Source organism: Pseudomonas sp. B1-22 (assembly GCF_050474425.1).
In the GTDB taxonomy this organism is placed as follows: domain Bacteria; phylum Pseudomonadota; class Gammaproteobacteria; order Pseudomonadales; family Pseudomonadaceae; genus Pseudomonas.
The window spans coordinates 1,360,768-1,380,102 of record NZ_JBCHVH010000001.1; the positions used below are offsets into that span (position 1 = coordinate 1,360,768).

The 19,335-nt window shown below is 66.0% G+C and carries 13 protein-coding genes; 10 read left to right on the top strand and 3 right to left on the bottom strand.

Annotated elements, in window-relative coordinates; genetic code table 11:
• Window positions 1-21 precede the first annotated feature (21 nt).
• The 8 genes from ACQ5BL_RS06345 to ACQ5BL_RS06380 all read left to right on the top strand — a co-directional run bounded on the left by ACQ5BL_RS06345 (window position 22) and on the right by ACQ5BL_RS06380 (window position 14,337).
• The gene (locus tag ACQ5BL_RS06345; RefSeq protein ID WP_243807764.1) at window positions 22-822 is read left to right on the top strand and encodes an aspartyl/asparaginyl beta-hydroxylase domain-containing protein; all 801 of its coding nucleotides are present in this window, start codon (window positions 22-24) and stop codon (window positions 820-822) included.
• Complete coding sequence (locus ACQ5BL_RS06350) at window positions 810-1,811, top strand: sulfotransferase family protein (protein WP_243807762.1); 1,002 nt, start codon at window positions 810-812, stop codon at window positions 1,809-1,811. The genes ACQ5BL_RS06345 and ACQ5BL_RS06350 overlap by 13 nt, the downstream gene beginning before the upstream one ends.
• 142 nt (window positions 1,812-1,953) lie before the next feature.
• Window positions 1,954-2,457, top strand: a complete 504-nt coding sequence (locus ACQ5BL_RS06355) for a GNAT family N-acetyltransferase (RefSeq protein WP_243807761.1) — start codon at window positions 1,954-1,956, stop codon at window positions 2,455-2,457.
• Window positions 2,454-2,765 carry a DUF6916 family protein gene (locus tag ACQ5BL_RS06360; RefSeq protein ID WP_207886628.1) on the top strand — a complete coding sequence of 104 codons (312 nt, stop codon included), beginning with the start codon at window positions 2,454-2,456 and terminating at the stop codon, window positions 2,763-2,765. Before ACQ5BL_RS06355 ends, ACQ5BL_RS06360 begins: the two co-directional genes overlap by 4 nt.
• A gap of 80 nt (window positions 2,766-2,845) precedes the next feature.
• Complete coding sequence (locus tag ACQ5BL_RS06365) at window positions 2,846-3,457, top strand: phage tail protein (RefSeq protein WP_207886629.1); 612 nt, start codon at window positions 2,846-2,848, stop codon at window positions 3,455-3,457.
• Between the two features lie 98 nt (window positions 3,458-3,555).
• Entirely contained in the window at window positions 3,556-11,649 is an 8,094-nt protein-coding gene (locus ACQ5BL_RS06370) for a DUF4347 domain-containing protein (RefSeq protein WP_430292858.1), read from the top strand.
• Between the two features lie 63 nt (window positions 11,650-11,712).
• The gene (locus ACQ5BL_RS06375) at window positions 11,713-13,200 is read left to right on the top strand and encodes a TolC family protein (RefSeq protein WP_207886631.1); all 1,488 of its coding nucleotides are present in this window, start codon (window positions 11,713-11,715) and stop codon (window positions 13,198-13,200) included.
• A 117-nt stretch (window positions 13,201-13,317) separates the two neighbouring features.
• Window positions 13,318-14,337, top strand: coding sequence for a GlxA family transcriptional regulator (locus ACQ5BL_RS06380; RefSeq protein ID WP_243807759.1), 1,020 nt, complete (start codon window positions 13,318-13,320; stop codon window positions 14,335-14,337).
• Window positions 14,338-14,391: 54 nt separating this feature from the next.
• On the opposite strand, the gene ACQ5BL_RS06385 is transcribed toward ACQ5BL_RS06380, so the two are convergent.
• From ACQ5BL_RS06385 to ACQ5BL_RS06395, 3 genes are read right to left on the bottom strand one after another with little or no spacing between them, the layout of a single operon-like run.
• On the bottom strand, window positions 14,392-15,693 hold the full coding sequence (locus ACQ5BL_RS06385; protein WP_243807758.1) for an MFS transporter: 1,302 nt from the start codon (window positions 15,691-15,693) through the stop codon (window positions 14,392-14,394).
• Between the two features lie 42 nt (window positions 15,694-15,735).
• Window positions 15,736-16,680: an NAD(P)-dependent oxidoreductase gene (locus ACQ5BL_RS06390; protein ID WP_243807757.1), complete on the bottom strand. Its 945-nt coding sequence runs from the start codon at window positions 16,678-16,680 to the stop codon at window positions 15,736-15,738.
• Window positions 16,681-16,740: 60 nt separating this feature from the next.
• The gene (locus ACQ5BL_RS06395) at window positions 16,741-17,088 is read right to left on the bottom strand and encodes a RidA family protein (protein WP_243807756.1); all 348 of its coding nucleotides are present in this window, start codon (window positions 17,086-17,088) and stop codon (window positions 16,741-16,743) included.
• A gap of 344 nt (window positions 17,089-17,432) precedes the next feature.
• Between ACQ5BL_RS06395 and ACQ5BL_RS06400 the strand changes: the two genes are divergently transcribed.
• A complete protein-coding gene (locus ACQ5BL_RS06400) occupies window positions 17,433-18,839 on the top strand; it encodes an NAD(P)/FAD-dependent oxidoreductase (protein ID WP_430292859.1) in 1,407 nt (468 codons plus the stop codon).
• Window positions 18,840-18,849: 10 nt separating this feature from the next.
• Window positions 18,850-19,194, top strand: coding sequence for a cupin domain-containing protein (locus ACQ5BL_RS06405; RefSeq protein WP_430292860.1), 345 nt, complete (start codon window positions 18,850-18,852; stop codon window positions 19,192-19,194).
• Window positions 19,195-19,335: the final 141 nt, after the last annotated feature.

The window sequence follows — 19,335 nt, forward strand, 5'->3', positions numbered from 1 at the left end:
ACCCAGAACAAGGACGATTGCATGCCGACCGAGCCGCTACCGATCTGTTCGCGCCTGCCCCTGAGGTTCGCGCTGGCGCCCTTGCTGGATGCCCTGGTGCGCATCGAGCCGGGCGCCTGGCAAAGCCATTTCAACACCGGCTACTACGAAGGCGATTGGAGCGGTGTGGCCCTGATCACGCCCGATGACGCTCCGCTGCCGCTGGCCCCCGGCCGGGGCGCGCCGGTACGCAGCGGCTGGTGGCAGCGTGAGCCCGCCTGGAATGCTCTACTGGAGGTCTTTCATACCAGCGTGAGCAGCGCACGCCTCCTGCGCTTGGGGCCGGGGTCGCGCATCCACGAACACTGCGATCCGGACCTGGGTGTGCCGGGAAGTGACCTGCGTGTGCATGTGCCGCTATTGAGTCCGCCCGGTGTCGAGTTTCTCGTCGATGATCTGCAGGTGCCGATGCAGCCCGGCGAGTGCTGGTTCATCGACCTGTCGCGGCCGCACCGGGTAGACAACCCCGGGCCTGGGGAGCGCATCCACCTGGTGTTGGACTGCCGGCCCAACCCCTGGCTGCTCGACGCCATCGCGCGCGGCCTGCCGGACACGCCGGTGCTGCAGCCGGGCAGGGCGGGGCAGGCCTTCGCGCACTTTCGCCGCTTGGTGGCGCAGGACCTGTCACTGGCGCGGCAGCTGCAGTCGCTGGTCGTTACGCGTGACTTCCTGCGGGAGGCAGTGGCCCTGGGCGCGGAGCGTGGACTGCGGTTTTCCGAGGCGGAAATCCGCTCCGCCATGCGCCGGGGCAGGCAGGCATGGAGTGAACAATGGAAAGCATGATGGTCGAGGACAACTTCCACGGCTGGCTGCCCATCCGGGCCTGGCGCCGCGATGGCGAATGGCGTCTGGACTGGTGCTGGTTCGGCGAGCAGCGGCTGACCCGGCCATTCTTCCGCGATGATGTGGACCTGGCCCTGCGTCTGCCCTTCAACCAGGTCTTTCGCCGGGAAACCTCGCTGAATGTCCTGCTGGAGCGGCAGGCCGCGAGTCCGGGCGTCGCGCCCGGCGCCTTCATTTATCACGCGTCCCGCTGCGGCTCCACCTTGCTCGCGCAGATGCTGGCGGGCCTGGGGCGGCACATCGTGCTCTCCGAGCCGCCGGCGCTGGACAGCCTGCTGCGTGCCCACCTGCTCGACCCCGCGGCGATGGATCGGCAGCCGCAGTGGATTAGCGCCTTGCTCTCCGCCTACGGGCAGCGCCGTCAGGGCGGCGAGGAGCGGCTGTTCGTCAAGCTCGACGCCTGGAACGTGTTCGAGGCGCCGCTGCTGCACCGCCTGTATCCGGACACGCCGGGCATCTTCCTGTATCGCGACCCGCTGGAAATCGTCATCTCGCAACTGCGCCAACCCGGCATGCACCGGGTGCCGGGCCTGCTTGGGCCATCGGGGCTGGATTGCGCCGGGCTGGACGCCCAGGCGATGGCTCCGCTGGAGTTCACCTGTCGGATGATCGGTCGCATTCTCGAGCAGGGGCTGGCGCTGTGCCAGGAGCAGGGCTGCGTGCCGGTGAACTACAGCGAACTGCCCGGCGCGCTGTGGGGCCGCCTAGCGCCGCTCTTTGGCCTGGTCGATGCCGATGTGCCGAAGTTGCGCGATATCGCCGCCTTCGACGCCAAACAGCCGGCGATGTGGTTCAGCGCCGACAGCCAGCGCAAGCGCGATGAGGCCGGTGATGAGGTTCGGGCGGCGGTGGATCGCTGGGCTCGCGCGCCCTACGAAGAATTGGAGCAAGTCCGCTGCTTAAAACAGACGCTTCATACGAATTTTTAGAAATATATCTATTGAGTATTAACTAATCAGTGGCTAGTGGCCTGCACCTTCGGCTACTCTTCGCCCGTTGTAGTCGCGTGAAACAAAACAATACCGCGTAGTCCGGTTCCTAGGATCTGGCTTCAGCAAGGACGCACGACACATGTCAACTTTCGAGTTGAACCTTCGCCCCTTCAGGGAAGCCGACCTGTGCTTCCTGCGCAGGCTATACGCGACCACCCGTGTCGACGAAATGGCCAGCACCGGCTGGAGCCAGCTGGCCATCGATGCCTTCCTTGCCCAGCAATTCGACGCCCAGCACCGTTATTACCAGGAACACTACCAGGATGCGCAGTTCTCGCTGATCTGCCATCAGGGCCAGCCTGTTGGCCGGCTGTACGTGTTCCGTGGGCCAAGCACTTTCAACCTGATCGATATCGCCCTGCTGCCCGAATGGCGCGGGCACGGCATCGGCACGCATTACCTGAAGGCGTTGATCGACGAGGCGGACCAGGCCGGCACCGCGATCCGGCTGTTCGTCGAGGCCGCCAATCCGGCCCGGCGCCTCTACGACCGCTTCGGCTTCGTCGTCTGCGGCGACAATCGCGCCTACCTGCAGATGCAGCGCGGCGCCAGGACTCCCCTCGTACAGGACGTATCCGCATGAGCCCGATACCCACCCGGCTGGACTTCGAGCAGAAATTGCATCAGCCCTGGTTGTTGAGTTGGGGTACCGGCGAAGGCATTGCCGTCACCCTGGTCGAGGTCAGCGAAGGCACGCCGATGAATGCGCGCCATGAATGTTACAGCGCGATTTTCGCGCAGCCCGCCGGGGTCCGCCTGCCCCAGCACACCTACCAGTTGCGCAGCCCCGGCAACGCCGAGTGGACGGTGATGTTGTGCCCTATCGGGCCGGATGAGGAGGGTGAGCGCCATCTGTTGCAGGCAGTGTTCCACTGCCGCAAGGCCCAGTAATCGGGGCCTTGCACACAAGGTTGTCCCGCGCACCGACGCGCACCCTGCCGCTCAGCCGGCATCAACAAGGAGCAACAGTAATGAGCGATCCCTTCATCGGCGAAATCCGTATGGTCGGCTTCAACTTCGCCCCCCGTGGCTGGGCCTTGTGCCAGGGCCAGGTGATGTCAATCGCGCAGAATAATGCGCTGTTTGCGCTGCTGGGCACCCTGTACGGCGGCAATGGCCAGACCACCTTCGGCCTGCCGGACTTCCGTGGTCGCGGCCCGGTGGGCCAGGGGCAGGGGCCGGGCCTGAGCGACATCACTATCGGCGAGTTGAGCGGCGTGGAAAACGTGACCATCCTCTCCACCCAGATGCCCATCCACAGCCATACCGCGACCCCCGCCAGCAACTCCATCAGTGCCTCCGGCCAGGCCTCGATACCGGCCGCCACCACCGGTACCACTCAGGCCACCCCAGGGCCGACCACCGTCCTGGGTCCGGTCTCGGCTGCCGGACGCGCCGGCACCCTGTATGCCACCGGCACTGCGGATACCAACCTGGCGCCGTTCAATGTCAGCGTCCTGGGCGATATGCCGGGCATTACCATTGGCAACGCCGGTGGCAGCCAGCCGCTGGGGGTTCGCAACCCCTACCTGGGCACCAACTTCGTGATCGCGCTGGAAGGAGTCTTCCCGTCGCGCAACTGACGCCCGTCCGCTCCTGGCGGAAACCGGAGTCGTAACGATTGGGAGGGGAAAGACGAGACGCGTCTTTCCCCTTCTTGAATGGAAGCAGGAGGTGTCCCATGTGGTGGAAGAAGACTGCCCGCGAGCAAGTGGTCGGCCAGCCGGTTCGCTCGGCGCTTGCCCTGGCGCTCGAAGCCCGGATGATGTTCGACGGCGCAGTCGCTGCTACCGCGGTGGGAGCGGCGGATGCCGCAGCGGGCTCCGATGCACCGGGCGCTAAGGACAACCCGACGGACGCGGCGCAGCATGACAGCGTGACCGACAAACCGGCCGCCGCGCCCGCGGGCAGCGCTGATCACCGCCAGGAAGTGGTCTTCGTCGACAGTAACGTCCGCGATTACCAGCAACTCGTCAGCGGCCTGAAGCCCGGAACCGAAGTGGTGGTGCTGGATGCCAACAAGGACGGCCTGAAGCAGATGGCCGACTATCTGGACGGTCGCAGCGGCGTCGATGCCATCCATGTTCTGAGCCATGGTGACGTGGGCAAGGTTCAGTTGGGCAACAACTGGCTGGCTAGTGCTGACCTGGCCGCTCGCAGCGAGTTGTTGAATGCCATTGGCCAATCGCTCGACAAGGATGGCGATATTCTGCTGTATGGTTGCCAGGTTGGCGCAGGCGGCGAAGGGCTGGCGTTCATCGATAATCTCGCCGCCGCCACTCAAGCCGACGTTAGTGCGTCCAGTGATGCAACTGGCGCAACCGCAAAGGGCGGTAACTGGGCGCTGGAAGTTCAGCAAGGAGTGATCGAGACCGCAACGTTGAGTGTGGGATCTTACTCGGACCTGCTCGCAGCTTTCAGCGACGATATGACCAACTCGGGCGGGAATGCCGCGAGCTTTGTACGCACGATCTCGGGCACGTCGTTCACCTATACCTTTACCTCGCTCGGTGATGGTGGCGACCTGGCATACGAGACCCAATATGGCTCTGCCAACTCGCCGTCCATGTCGCTCCTGTCGTTCGCGGGAGATTTCAATACAACCGAGCGCATGACCATAACCCGCACCGATCTTGCGGACTTCACGTTCACCAGCATTTACCTCGATAACCCAGTCGGTAACCAGGGCGTTACCGTGGCCGGCTACCTGGATGGGGTACTCGTCGGAGCGGCGCAGAATTTTGGGACAGGGTTCGGAACCCTGAACTTCGGCGGTATCCGGGTAGACGAAGTCCGGATTACCTCGACCGACTTCTTCGGGTTGGCAATTGATAATTTCACGGGCGATACCAACCCGCCCAGCGTCAGTCCCAGCCTTACCGCTACACCTGCCGCGCCAACCTTCACCGAGAACGGCAGCGCGGTCGATCTGTTCAGTGGCGTGGTCGCCAATACGAACGACGCCGGCCAGACCTTCAGCGGCATGACGCTCACCGTGACCAATGTCAGCAGCGATGCCAGCGACGTTCTCAATATCGATGGCATCGACATCGGCCTGGTCAACACCGCCAGCACCTCAGTCGGTGGTCTAGGCACCTACAGCGTCAGCCTGGTGGGCGGGACCGCAACCATTACCCTGAGCGGCCTGAACCGCGACAATACCCAGATGGCACAGCTGATCGATGCCATGACCTATCGCAACAGCGGCGACAATCCGGGCAACCTCAGCCGCGTGGTGAGCATCGCCAGTATCGTCGACAGTGGCGCCAGCAACAGCAACGCCAATCCAGGCATCAGTTCGACCGTGACGGTGATTCCCGTCAACGATGCGCCGGCCCTGACGCCCGTCAACACCAACGTCGGCTATACCGAGAATGGCGCGGGTGTGATACTCAACTCGGGCCTGTCGATCGCCGACCCGGACAGCTCCGCCTCCTTCCAGGGTGCCACGGTCGCCATCTCCGACGTCCGTGCCGGAGATGTGTTGAGCGTTGGCAGCATGCCAGGCGGCTTTATCTCCAGCTACAACACCGCCACCGGCGTGCTGACCCTGAGCGGCAACGGCAGCATGGCCGACCTGCAGACCGCGTTGCGCTCGATCACCTATTCCTCCACCTCGGACGATCCGACCTTCGGCGGCACCGATGGAACCCGGCAAATCAACTTCACCGTGACCGACGGCAGCGGCGCCACCTCCAGCGCGGTCACCGCGCAAGTGGCCCTCACTGCGGTGAACGATGCGCCGACCCTGTCCGGCGGGCCTTATACCTGGGCTGGCACCAACGAAGACACCACCTCAAGCGCGGCCAGCGTGTCCACACTGCTGGCCAGCACCACCCACGCCGACGTAGACGGCCCCGCCAGCGGTATCGCCATCACCGGCAGCATCGGCAATGGCGGCTGGGAGTATTCCACCGACGGACTCAGCTGGAATTCGATTGGCAGCGTCAGCAACAGCAGCGCGCTGCTGCTGTCGGCAGCTACCCAACTACGTTACGTACCCAATAGCCTGAACGGCGAAACCCCGACGCTGACTTACCGTGCCTGGGACCAGAGCGCCGGTAGCGCTTCCACCAACAGCGTGCGCAACCTGGCCGATACCACCACCAACGGCGGCAGTTCCGCGTTTTCCACCGGCACCGCGCAGGCCACGCTCACCGTCAGCAGCGTCAACGACGCCCCGGTGCTGGCCTCGGCCAGCCCCACGCTCACCGGCCTGACCGATTCCGACACCAACACCCCCGGCATGGCGGTTTCCGGCTTCGCCACCGGCGACATCACCGACGTCGACACCGGCGCGGTCAAGGGCATCGCCATCACCGGCCTGGGCACCGGCATCGGCACCTGGCAATACAGCACCAATGGCGGCGCCAGCTGGCAGGATATCGGCCCGGTCGCCGACAACGCGGCGCTGCTGCTGCGCAGCACCGACCGCGTCCGCTTCGTGCCGGACGGCGTCCACGGCACCATCGCCACCCTGACCTATCACGCCTGGGACCAGACCGGCGCCACCGCCGGCCAGCAGGGCACCAAGATGGACGCCTCCGTCACCGGCGGCAGCAGTGCGTTCTCCATCGGCAGCAACACCGGCAGCCTGACCGTCACCGCCATCGACGACGCGCCGATGGTCACCGCCAGCGGCGGCAGCAGCGCCTTCGTCGAAGGCAACAACGTGACCTCGACCCCGGTGGTGATCGACAGCGGCATCACCGTCACCGACAGCGATTCGCCGCAGCTTTCCAGCGCCACCGTGGCGATCACCGGCAACTTCCTGAGCAGCCAGGATGTGCTGGCCTTCACCAACAACCCCGCCACCATGGGCGACATCGGCGCCAGCTACGACGGCAGCACCGGCGTGATGACGCTGTACTCGGCCGGCGGCGCCACCGCCGCGCAGTGGCAGGCCGCGCTGCGCGCCGTCACCTACAGCAACAGCTCGGATACGCCGTCCAGCCTGGACCGCACCATCACCTTCAAGGTCAACGACGGCAACAGCGACAGCGCCGGCGCCAACCGCACCGTCACCGTCGCCCCCACCAACGACGCGCCGACCGTGTCGATGCCGGCCAGCCTGACCGCCGCCGAAGACACCGCCACCGCCATCACCGGCATCAGCTTCGCCGACGTGGACGCCGGCAGCGCCAGCCTCACCGTCACGCTGTCGGTCGGCAGCGGCACGTTGTCCGCCGTGGCCGGCGGCGGCGTCAGCGTGGGCGGCAGCGCCAGCGCACTGACGCTCTCCGGCTCGATCGCCGACATCAACGCCTTCATCGCCGGCGGCGCCGTGCATTTCCTGGGCACGGCCAACAGCACCAGCAGCGTCACCTTGACCGCCAGCATCGATGACGGCGGCCACTCCGGCGGCGCGGCGCAGACCGGCAGCGGTACCGTCACCATCGCCATCACCCCGGTCAACGACGCACCGCACGTCAGCGCGCCGGTGTCGATCGGCGTCGCCGAGGATGTACCGCAGGCGCTCACCGGCATTAGCTTCAGCGATATCGACGCCAGCTCGGGCACCGTCAGCGTGCAGTTCAGCGTCGCCCCTGGCCACGGCACCCTCGCCGCCACCAGCGGCGCCGGCGTCACCGTGCTCGGCTCGGGCAGTGGCACGCTCAGCCTCAGCGGCATGCTGTCGGACATCAACGCCTTCGTCACCGGCGGCGGCGTCAGCTTCACCACCGCCGCCAACGCCACCGGCAACGTGGTGCTGGACGTCTCGATCGACGACAGCGGCCAGACCGGCAGCGGCGGCAACCTGACCGACCACACCACCGTCACCCTCACCGTCAGCGCCGTCAACGACGCGCCGGTCAACACCGTGCCGGGCACCCAGGGCGTGTTGCAGGACGGCACCCTGGTGTTCAGCAGCGGCAACGGCAACCCGATTTCCATCGACGACGCGGACGCCGGCGGCAGCACCGTCAGCGTCACCCTCACCGCCAGCAACGGCCAGATCACCCTGGGCAGCCTCAACGGCCTGGTGTTCAGCGTGGGCAACGGCACCGGCGACGGCACCATGACCTTCCAAGGCAGCCTTGCCGACATCAACATCGCGCTGGCCGGCCTGACGTTCACCCCCACCCCCGGCTACTACGGCCCGGCGTCGTTGCAGATCACCACCAACGACCTCGGCAACGCGGGCAGCGGCGGCAGCCAGACCGACACCGACACCATCCTGATCACCGTGGCCCAGCCCAACCCGTCGATCACCGGCGTGGCCGGCGCCAGCCCCGACGGCACCTACAAGGTGGGCGATACCGTCCACATCACCGTCACCTTCGACCAGGCCGTCACCGTCAGCGGCGGCGTGCCCACGCTGCTGCTGGAAACCGGCGCCATCGACCGCAGTGCCATCTACGTGAGTGGCAGCGGCAGCAGCACGCTTACCTTCGCCTATGTGGTGCAGGCTGGTGATTACAGTGCCGACCTCGATTACATCGGCACCAACGCGCTGTCGCTCAATGGCGCCACCATCGACAGCGTCAGCCTTGGCAACCCTGCCTTCAACACCCTGCCCTTGTCCGGTGCGGCCGATAGTCTGAGTGCCAATGCCGCGCTGGTGATCGATGGTGTCGCGCCCGTCGTCAGCTCGGTCGCCGTGCCTGCCAACGGCACTTATGTGGCGGGCCAGAACCTCGACTTCACCGTAAACTTCAGCGAGAACGTCACCGTCGACACCAGCGGCGGTACGCCGCGCCTCGCCGTGACCCTGGACGGTGGCGGCACGCTCTTCGCGCAGTACCTCAGCGGCTCCGGCAGCAATGCGCTGGTGTTTCGCCTGGTAGTCGCCAGTGGGCATCTGGACAGCAACGGGATCAGTGTCGGCAGCAGCATCCAGGCTAATGGCGGGATATTGCGCGATGCGGTGGGCAACGACGCCAACACCACGCTGAACAACGTCGCTAGCACCGCCGGGGTGCTGGTCGATGCCGTGGCGCCGTCAGTCAGCAGCGTGTCGGTGCCGGGGGGCGTTCCCTATAACGCCGGCGACATCCTGACCTTCGTGGTCAACACCAGTGAGGCAGTGGTGGTCAATGGTGTGCCACGCATGGCGCTGGATGTCGGTGGAACCACAGTTTATGCCGACTTCGTTGCTGGTTCGGGCACCAGCAGCCTGATCTTCCAGTACACCATCCAGCCTGGCGACAACGATGCCGATGGTATTCAGGTGAGCGGTCTGCAGGCCAATGGCGCCACCCTGCGCGATGCCACAGGTAACGACATGAACCTGGTACTGAATAATGTCGGTTCAACCGCCGGTGTGATCGTCGATACCGTCGCGCCGACGTCCAGTGCCATCGTCACGCTCGATCCATCGCCGTCTATCGCCGGCAGCGTGCGTTACACCCTGACCTTCAGCGAAGGCGTGAGCGGCGTGGACCTGAGCGACTTCACCCTGGTCGGCACCGGCACTGCCACGGGTAGCCTGAGCGGCCTGCAGCAGATCGACGCACGCACCTACCAGATCACCGTCAGCGGCGTATCGGGGACCGGTACGCTGGGCCTGAACCTCAACGGCAGCGGAACCGGAATCGTCGATGGGGTGGGTAATCCGCTCAACGGCGGCCTGGTGGGCGCGCTCTATGTCGTCGACCGGGATGCGCCGACCGTAACCTCGATCAGCGTGCCGCCGGGTGCGATCCACAGTACGGGTGACACTCTGGAATTCGTGGTCAACACCAGTGAGGCGGTGGTGGTCAATGGTGTGCCGCGCATGGCGCTGGATATCGGTGGAGTCGCGGTTTATGCCGACTTCGTCTCCGGCTCCGGTACCAACAGCCTGGTCTTTCGCTATACCGTCCAGCCCGGTGACAACGATGCCGACGGTATCCAGGTGAGCGGTCTGCAGGCCAACGGCGCCACCCTGCGCGACGCCACAGGTAACGACATGAACCTGGTACTGAATAATGTCGGTTCATCCGCCGGTGTGATCGTGGATACCCTCGCGCCGACGCCCAGTGCCATCGTCACCCTCGATCCATCACCGTCCAACTCCGGCAGCGTGCGTTACACCCTGACCTTCAGCGAAGGCGTGAGCGGCGTGGACCTGGGTGACTTCACCCTGGTCGGCACCGGCACCGCTGTAGGTAGCTTGAGCGGTCTACAGCAGATCGACGCACGCACTTACCAGATCACCGTCAGCGGTGTATCGGGGACCGGTACGCTGGGCCTGAACCTCAACGGCAGTGGAACCGGCATCGTCGATGGGGCGGGAAATCCGCTCAACGGCGGTCTGGCTGGTACGGTCTATGTCATCGACCGGGACGCGCCGACGCCCGGTGCCATCGTCACCCTCGATCCGTCACCGTCCAACGCCGGCAGCGTGCGTTACGTCGTGACCTTCAACGAAGGTGTGAGCGGCGTGGACCTGAGCGACTTCGCACTGGTCGGCACCGGCACCGCCGCAGGCAGCCTGAGCGGCCTGCAGCAGATCGATGCGCGTACCTACCAGATCACCGTCAGCGGTGTATCGGGGACCGGCACCCTGGGCCTGAACCTCAAAGGCAGCGGAACCGGCATCGTCGATGGGGCGGACAACCCGCTCAACGGCGGCCTGACGGGCGCGGTCTATGTCATTGACCGGGATGCGCCGACCGTCACCGCGGTCAGCGTGCCGCCGGGTGCGCTGTACAACGCGGGCGACACCCTGGAATTCACGGTGCAGGCCAGCGAGGCCGTGATGGTGGACGGCTCGCCGAAGCTGGCCATCGACATGGGCGGGCGCACCGTCTACGCCGACTACATCAGTGGCTCGGGCAGCACCGGCCTGGTGTTCCGCTACACCGTGCAGGCCGGCGACAACGATGGCGACGGCATCCGGGTCGCCGGGCTTTCCGCGAATGGCGGCTCCCTGCGCGACGCCACTGGCAATGCGCTGAACCCGTCCCTGAACGGCATTGGTGACAGCCGTGGCGTGCTGGTGGATACGCGTGCCCCCACGACCACCGGCGTCGTACGCCTGGATCCATCACCGACCGGCGAGAATACGGTGAACTTCCTGGTGACCTTCGATGAAAACGTCAGTGGTGTCGATGTCGGCGATTTCTCCCTGGTGACCAGCAATTCCGCCAGCGGCAGCATCCTCTCCGTCATACAGCTGGACGCGCGCATCTACCGCGTGACCGTCGGCAGCGTGAGCGGGCAGGGCCGCCTGGGCCTGACGGTCAACGCCGGCGGTATCAGTGATGCAGCGGGCAATGCACTGGCCAACTCCCTGCGTGGCGACGGCTATGTGATCGGTTCACTCTCCGATGGCGATCCTCAGTTCCGCGTCGAGGTACCCGTCGGCCCGCCGCTGCCATCGCCGACACCCTTGCAGCCCAACGTGCCGGTGCTGGTCGCGCCGCCGAGCATTTCGCCGGTGCTGCCACCTTCGCTGTTCGAGCCGCCGAGCCTGGGTGGCCTGCCGCCGCTGGGCAACATCTTCACCCGCAACGGCGCGCCCACGCAGAGCTTCCTGTCCCAGGTATTTGGCGATGCAAGCTACGGCGATGGCAGCGCGCGGGGCTTCCTCGGCTTTGGTGGCGGTGATGCCGGAGTGTTCGGCAGCAGTACGCTGTCGGGCCTGTTCAACCGCGATGGCTTCGACGACAGCACGCCGTTGAAGGTGTTCGAGCGTCGCAGCGGAGACATCAACCAGGGCCTGCACGGCGTATTCGGCGCACCAACCCTGGCGCAGCAACTACAGCAGATCCACGAATCAGAACAACAACCGGTGCGCGACCTGGCCTGGGCGCTGGGGCAGATTGCCCAGGACCGCGAAGCATCCTGACCAGCGATGCCGAAGATGTCGCACACAAAGCAGCAAGAATCCGTAACGAGGGGACGGACAGGGATGAACAAGCAGATAACCTTACTCGGCGTCAGCCTGCTGGCGCTCGCCGTCAGCGGCTGCGCAGTGACGACGCAGCCGATCGAGCGCAGCGTCAGCGAGCAGCGCGCCCGCGATGACCTGAAGGCGATGTTCAAGGACCAGGAGCCCCTCAGCGGCCCGCTGACCCTGCACGACGCCATGGCCCGTGCGGTGAAGTACAACCTGGAGTCGCGCCTGAAGGTGATGGAGGAGGCGCTGTCGCGTCGCCAGCTCGACCTTGCCACCTTCGACATGCTGCCGCGCATGGCGCTGGAGGCCGGCTACGTCGGCCGCAACAACGTCAGTGCGTCGAGCAGCCAGAGCGTGCTGACCAACACCCAGTCCCTGGAACCGTCCACCTCGCAGGACCGCGACCGCGACGTTGCCGACCTGACCATGGTGTGGAACGTGCTCGACTTCGGCGTCAGCTACGTCAGCGCCAAGCAACAGGCCGACCAGCGCCTGATCGTGCAGGAGCGCCGGCGCAAGGTGGTGCAGACCATCATTCAGGACGTGCGCTCGGCCTACTGGCGTGCCATCGCCGCGCAACGCCTGCTGGGGCAGATCGACAGCCTGATGGCGCGCGTCGACAGCGCCCGCAAGGACAGCCAGCAGATGAGCCAGCAGCGCATCGGCGACCCGGTGCAGGCTCTGAGCTACCAGCGCGCGCTGATCGAAGCCAGCCGGCAGCTGGAGGAGCAGCGCCGCGCGTTGTCCCTGGCGAAGACGGAGCTGGCGACCCTGATCAACCTGCCGCTGGGTACCGATCTGACCCTGGCAGTGCCCGAGGGCTACGACGTCCCCGAGCTCAAGGCCGACTTCGACTCGCTCGAACAGCAGGCCCTGGCCAGCCGTCCGGAGCTGCGCGAGCAGGACTACCAGGCGCGCATCAGTGCCGCCGAAACCAAGAAAGCCATGCTGCGCATGCTGCCGGGCCTGGAGTTCTCCGCGGGCGGACATTACGACAGCAACTCCTTCCTGGTGAACGATCGCTGGGCCGACTATGGCGTGAAGGTCACCTGGAACCTGTTCAACGTGCTCTCCGCGCCGGCGGCAATCGACGCGGCCAAGGCGGGCGAAGACGTCAATGCGGCGCGGCGCCAGGCCATGTCCATGGCGGTGCTGGCGCAGCTGTATGTGGCCAACGCCAACTACAGCGAGGCGCGGCGCCAGTTCCTCACCACTCAGGAGTTGGCCAGCCTCGACAACCAGATCGTCGGCCAGCTGCGCAATCGCCAGCAGGCCCAGGGGATCGGCGAACTCGAACTGATCCAGGGCGAACTCAATGCCCTGCAGGCCGACCTGCGTCGTGACCTGGCCTACGCCGAATTGCGCAACAGCTATGGGCAGATCTTCGCCTCCGCCGGCATCGATCCGCTGCCCAGCGGCATGCCTGATACAAAGCTCAAGACCCTGGCCAACGGCCTGGCCGAGCGCGAGCGTCAGCTCGATGGTGGCCAGCTGAAGTAACCGGCGGCGAGAACCGGGGCGGGCGAGGGCACGGTATTTCCCTCCCGCCCCTTGTTGTTCTGCTGTGCGGCTTGGGACTAGGATGACTCTCCGACCCACCCACCGACTCGACCCCCGATGAACCCAAGCCCCCCCGTGCCCGATGAGGAGTCGCTCGAGCACGTGCTCAAGCCTGACCTGCGGGTCGCTATCGTCCTCTTCGACCAATTCACCCTGACGCCGGTGGCCGGTTTCGTCGACGCGCTGCGCTTCGCCGCCGACCGTTCCTTCGACAGCCGGCAGATTCTCTGCCAGTGGGAGTGGCTGAGCGTGACGGGCGAGCCGGTCAGCGCGAGCTGCGGCCTGCCGATAGCGCCGACCCGGCGCCTGGACCTGGAGGCGGAGTACGACTACGTGGTGCTGGCCGGCGGGCTGTTGTCCGGGGTGATGAACCCGGCGCCCGAACTGCTCGACTACATTCGCCGCCTGCACGCGCGCAAGGTGCCGCTGGTGGCGCTGTGCGCTTCCTACTTCACCCTGGGCCTGGCCGGCATTCTCAAGGGCCGTCGCTGCGCGGTGCATTTCACCGTGCAGGATCGATTCGCCGCGATGTTCCCCGAGACCCAGGCAGTGGTCGACAAGAGCTACATCGAGGACAGTGGCGTGTTCACCTGTCCCGGCGGTTCCGCCTTCGAGCTGGCGGCCGAGATCATCGGCCGTCACTGCGGCAAGCGCCGCGCGCAGAAGAGCCTGGAGTACCTGCTGGTGGCCGATGAGGATGTCCGGCGCGGCACCGACAACAGCGTGGCGCATGTCTATCAGGACCCGCTGGTGCACCGGGCGCTCGACTATATGCGCGCGCATCTCGACAGCCACTGCACGATCCGTGAACTGGCCCGGCAACTGGGCAGCAACGAGCGGCAGTTGAACCGTGCCTTCCTGGCCAACGCCGGCCAGCCGCCGGCGCAGTTCTGGCGCAAGCTGCGCTTGCAGGAGGCGCGCAAGCTGCTCAGCGACACCAGCCTGCACGTGACGCAGATCGCCTATGCCACGGGCTTCTCCGATGCCTCGCACTTCATCCAGCAGTTCCGCAAGAGTTATGGCGAGACGCCGCACCTGTTCCGCAAGCTGCGGCATGACGCCGAACGCCTGCAGTGAAAACGCCAACGGCCCGCCAGCGCACTGCACTGGCGGGCCGTTGGCGCTGGCGGTTCAGCCGACGTAACGCGGGTTGGTTTCCGGCGCCCAGCGCTGGCAGACCACCGCGCCGATGACCAGTGCCGTGACGCAGATGCCGATCGCCGCCGAGGCGCCGAAGCGTTCCATCACCACCGGCAGGATGAAGGTGCAGGACGCCGCGCCGATGCGGCTGGCGGCCACCGAGATGCCGACGCCCGAAGCGCGCAGTTCGGTGGGGAACAGCTCCGAGGTGTAGGCGAATTCGAGCACCCCGGAGGCCGCCATGACGAAGGCGAACACCGCGAACACGCCCACCACGTACAGCCCCGGCATGCCGCTCCAGGTGGCCAGGACGAACAGCGCGACGGCGTTGATGCTGAAGGTGCCGATGAGGAAGGCCCTGCGGGTGAGCAGGTTGATCAGCAGCAGGCCGACCACCGACCCGGCCAGCAGGAAGATGTTGTAGACCAGCCCGCCGGTGTAGCTGTCTTCGATCTTCAGGGCGTCGAGAATCCTCGGGATGAAGGTGCTCATGGCGAAGTAGGGGATCACCTGGCAGGTGTAGAAGACCATGCCGACCAGGGTGCGGCGGCGATGCTCGGGGCTGAACAGCTGGCCCCAGGAAGCCTTGGCCTTGCCCTGTTCCTCTGCCGGCAGGTCAGCGCCACCCAGGCGCTCGATGACGCGCCGGGCTTCGCCGTGGCGGCCCTGCTTCATCAGCCATAGCGGCGACTCCGGCGTGCCCTGGCGTACCAGCAGCACCAGCAGGGACGGTACCGCGCTGCTGGCGAGAATCCAGCGCCAGGCGTCATCGCCCCAGGACTGCATCATGTAGCCGACGATGTAGGAGAGGGTGAAGCCGAGTGTCCAGGACACCGCCATCAAGGCCAGCAGCGGGCCACGGAAGCGCCGGGGCACCAGCTCCGCCACCAGCGAGACGCCGACCACGAAGTCCGAGCCCAGGGCAAAGCCGAGCAGCAGGCGCAGGATCAGCAGCTGCTGGGCGTCCTGGACGAAGAACTGGGCGATGGAGGCGCCGAAGAACAGCGCCATGTTCCAGCGGTAGATGTGCTTGCGCCCGTAGCGGTCGGCCAGCGGGCCGGTCAGCAGGCTGCCGAGGAACAGGCCGATCAGGGCCGCTCCGCCAAGCAGGCCGAGCCACAAGGCATCCAGCCCCAGCGGGGTGGTCGCCAGGCTGATGGCGATGCCGATGATGCCCAGCACGTAACCATCGCAGAATTGGCCACCGACGCCACCGACCGCGGCCTGGATGTGCAGCGGGCGGATGGGAGAGTGCAGGGTGGCGGGGGAATTCGATAGATCGACGCTTTGCATGGCTTACCTCTTGTTGTTCTTGTCTGGGTAAGAAAAGGGGGATCAGGCTTGCCGGGCGACGAATGCCGCGACGTTCTCCAGGGCGGAATCCATCAGGCCTTGCATGGCTTCGGCGCTGCTCCAGGCAACGTGGGGGTTGAGGATCAGGTTGTGGGTCGCGGCCAGGTGCAGCAGCGGTTCATCGAGGGTGAGCGGCTCGTGGGTGACGACGTCGAGCGCGGCGCCGGCGATCTCGCCGTCCTGCAGCGCCCGGATCAGGTCCGGCTCGTTGATCACCGCACCCCGTGCGGTGTTGACCAGCACAGCATCCTGCTTCATCCACTCGAACTGCTGGCGGCCCAGCAGGCCTCGGGTCTGCGGAGTCAGCGGGCAGTTGAGCGAGACGACGTCGCTGCGGCTGAGCAACGCCTGCAGGGGCAGGTAGCGTTCGCCCTGGTAGTGACCGTCGCGGTCGTGGAAGTACACCTCCATCTCCAGGCGCGAGGCGAGGTCGGCCAGGCGCTGGGCGATGGGGCCATGGCCGATGATGCCCAGCACCTTGCCGCGCAGGTCGCGGATGGGATAGTCGAAGTAGGTGGGGTTCAGCGGCTGGCCGCGCTGGCGCTCGTCCATCAGCAGGCGGTGGTAGCGACCGACGTTGCGCAGCAGCTCGAAGATCATCGCCAGCGCGTGCTCGGCCACCGCGTGGGTGCCGTAGCCGGGGACGTTGGTGACATGGATACCGCGCTGGCGGCAGTACTCCAGATCCACTACGTCGGTGCCGGTCATGGCCAGGGAGATCATGCGCAGTTCGGGCAGTTGCTCCAGTTGCGCCGCCGAGATCGGCACGCCGCCGGTGATGGCCACGGTGGCGGTGGACAGGCGCGCCACCATCTCCTCGGGCGCGGTGTAGTCGTGGCAGCTCCAGCGATGCGGGAAGGGCAGTTCCCTGATCTTCACGCTCGCGGGGAACGCGTCACGGTCGAGGAAAACGACGTCGTGCAGCACAGGCACCTCCAGGTGTGGTTGTTCTTCTAATAGGGGCAGAGCTGTTAAGGGAACGTGCGGTCAGGCCACGGCGCTGGCCTGGATTTCCAGGCGGTAGCGGCTGTCGGCCAGGGCCGCGCCGACGCAGGCGCGCGCCGGCGGTTGCCGCGGGTCCACCCAGGCGTCGTAGACGCTGTTCATGGCGTCGAACTCGGCCATGTCGGCCAGCCAGATCTGCACGCGGATGAGGCGGCTCTTGTCGACGCCGGCCAGGTTAAGGACGGCTTCCAGTTGCTCCAGCACATCGCGGGTCTGCTCGGCGATGCCCAGCTCCGGATCACGGGCGACGATGCCCGAGGTTTCGATGCATTCGTTGAAACGTACGCACTGGCTGTAGCGGGCATTCCTGCCTTTGCGCTGTATGTCCAAGGCGACCCCTCCTGTTTTGTTGTCATCGCCGACCGACTCGGCGTGGGGCAGATTGTTCGGGGCCTGGCGAGCGGCGAGCTAGGAAGAAAAGGACGATAAATAGGAGAAATCTGCGCTGTTAAAAAATAACTTCAAATTTTTCTCAAAGTAAAAAATATCGTTGTTTTTTAGATTGCCTGTGGCTAGCCTTCGGAGCATCCGTCAGGCCGGCGAGGGTTCTCGGCGCCCTGCGAATCCACCAGGGAGAGCTGGACTGATTTCGCCTGGGCGGCACTGCTGCGACTGCCGGAATGCGTATCGCCCGGCGAGCGCAATCGATCACTCCAACCGCTATGAGACCTGCCATGAAATTTCCCGCCGTGCCGCCGCTGAAACGCAGTTTCTGGATGCTCAGTGCCGAGCCCGACCTGCAACTACCGTCCCCGCTCGCGGGCAACCATCGGGCCGATGTCGCGATCCTCGGCGGAGGGTTCGTCGGCCTTTGGACGGCCCTGACGATCAAGGAGCACGAGCCCGATTGCCGGGTCATCGTGCTGGAGCGGGATATCTGCGGCGGTGGCGCATCGGGGCGCAATGGCGGGTTCGTGATGTCCTGGTGGCCGAAGATCCAGTCGCTCACCTCGTTCTGCTCCACCGAGCAGGCGACCTTCCTCGCCACCAGCGCCGAGCGCGCGATCAGCGAGCTGGGAGAGTTCTGCGAGCGCCATCGCATCGATGCGTCCTTCCGCCAGAAGGGCTGGCTCTGGACGGCGACCTGCAAGGCCCACGTCGACAGCTGGAACGCTACATTGGCGGCCTGCGAGCGCCTGGGCTTCCATCCCTTCGAGCGGCTGTCCCGCGAGGAAGTGGCGCGGCGCTCGGGGTCGGACGTGCATATCGCCGGCGTGCTGGAGCGCAGCAACGCCACCGTGCAACCGGCCGCCCTGGTCCGGGGCATGCGCCGCGTGGCGCTGGAGGCGGGCATCGAAATCTTCGAGAACACCCCGGTCAGCGAGATCCAGCCGGGGCGCCCGGTCACTCTCGTGACCGCTAGCGGGCGGGTCGAGGCGGCCAATGTCGTCCTGGCCACCAACGCCTGGTCCGCCGCCATCCCTGAGCTTTCGAAGCTGTTCGTGCCGGTGGGCAGCTCCATCGTGGTCACCCAGCCGCTCGGCCCGCGCCTGGAGAGCATGGGGTGGAGCGGGGCGGAAGCCATTACCGACTCGCAGCTGCTGGTCGACTACTACCGCACCACGCCCGACGAGCGCATCGCGTTCGGCAAGGGCACCGGCTCGCTGAGCTACGGCTCGAAGATGGGGCCCGTATTCAGCGAGGACCGCGAGGGTATCGCCCTGACCGAGGCCGACCTGCGCCGCGCCTATCCGATGCTCAACGACGCGCTGGTCACCCATTCCTGGTCCGGTCCGATCGATCGCACCTACGACAGCCTGCCGGTGTTCGGCCAGATCGCCGGCAGCGACAACATTCACTACGGCATCGGCTGGAGCGGCAACGGCGTGGGTCCGAGCCGCCTGGGTGGGCGCATTCTGGCCAGCCTTGCGCTGGGCCGGAAGGACGCGTGGAGCGGTTGCGCCCTGGTCGGACGTCGCTGCAAGCCGTTCCCGCCCGAGCCGGTGCGCTACCTCGGTGGCTCGATGGTGCGCAAGGCCGTGATCCGCAAGGAACGCGCCGAACTCAATGGCAAGCCGGCGAATCAGTTCGACGTACTGATGGCCCGGTTCGCTCCCGCTGGACTCGAAGACAAAGCCTGAGGAAACCTCCATGACACCCGTACTGTTCCGCCTCGACAACGCCCTGTTCAGCGCGCCTGCGCCGGCCGGCATCCCGATCGGCGAGCCGATCCCCATGGCCAGCACCGCCGCGCATCAGGAGCTCGCTTCGCAGAATGCTTCCAGCGGCTTCTGGGAGTGTTCGCCCGGCCGCCTGCGCCGCGCCATCATGCAGGCCGAGTACAGCTACTTCATCGAAGGCCGTGGCGTGTTCACCCCCGATGGCGGCGAACCGATCGCCTTCAAGGCCGGGGATTCGATCTACTTTGCCGCGAACACCCATGGCGAGTGGGAGATCGTCGAGAAGGTGCGCAAGGCGTATCTGATCCTGGGATGAGTGCGAGGCGTGGCTTCAGCGCGAAATGGGACTTCCCGCGATGGACATCGTGCCGTGCGGTTCGCGAGCAAGCTCGCTCCTACAGGTGGGCCCGAGCGCCGGTGCTCCTTTGTAGGAGCGAGCTTGCTCGCGAACCCGATA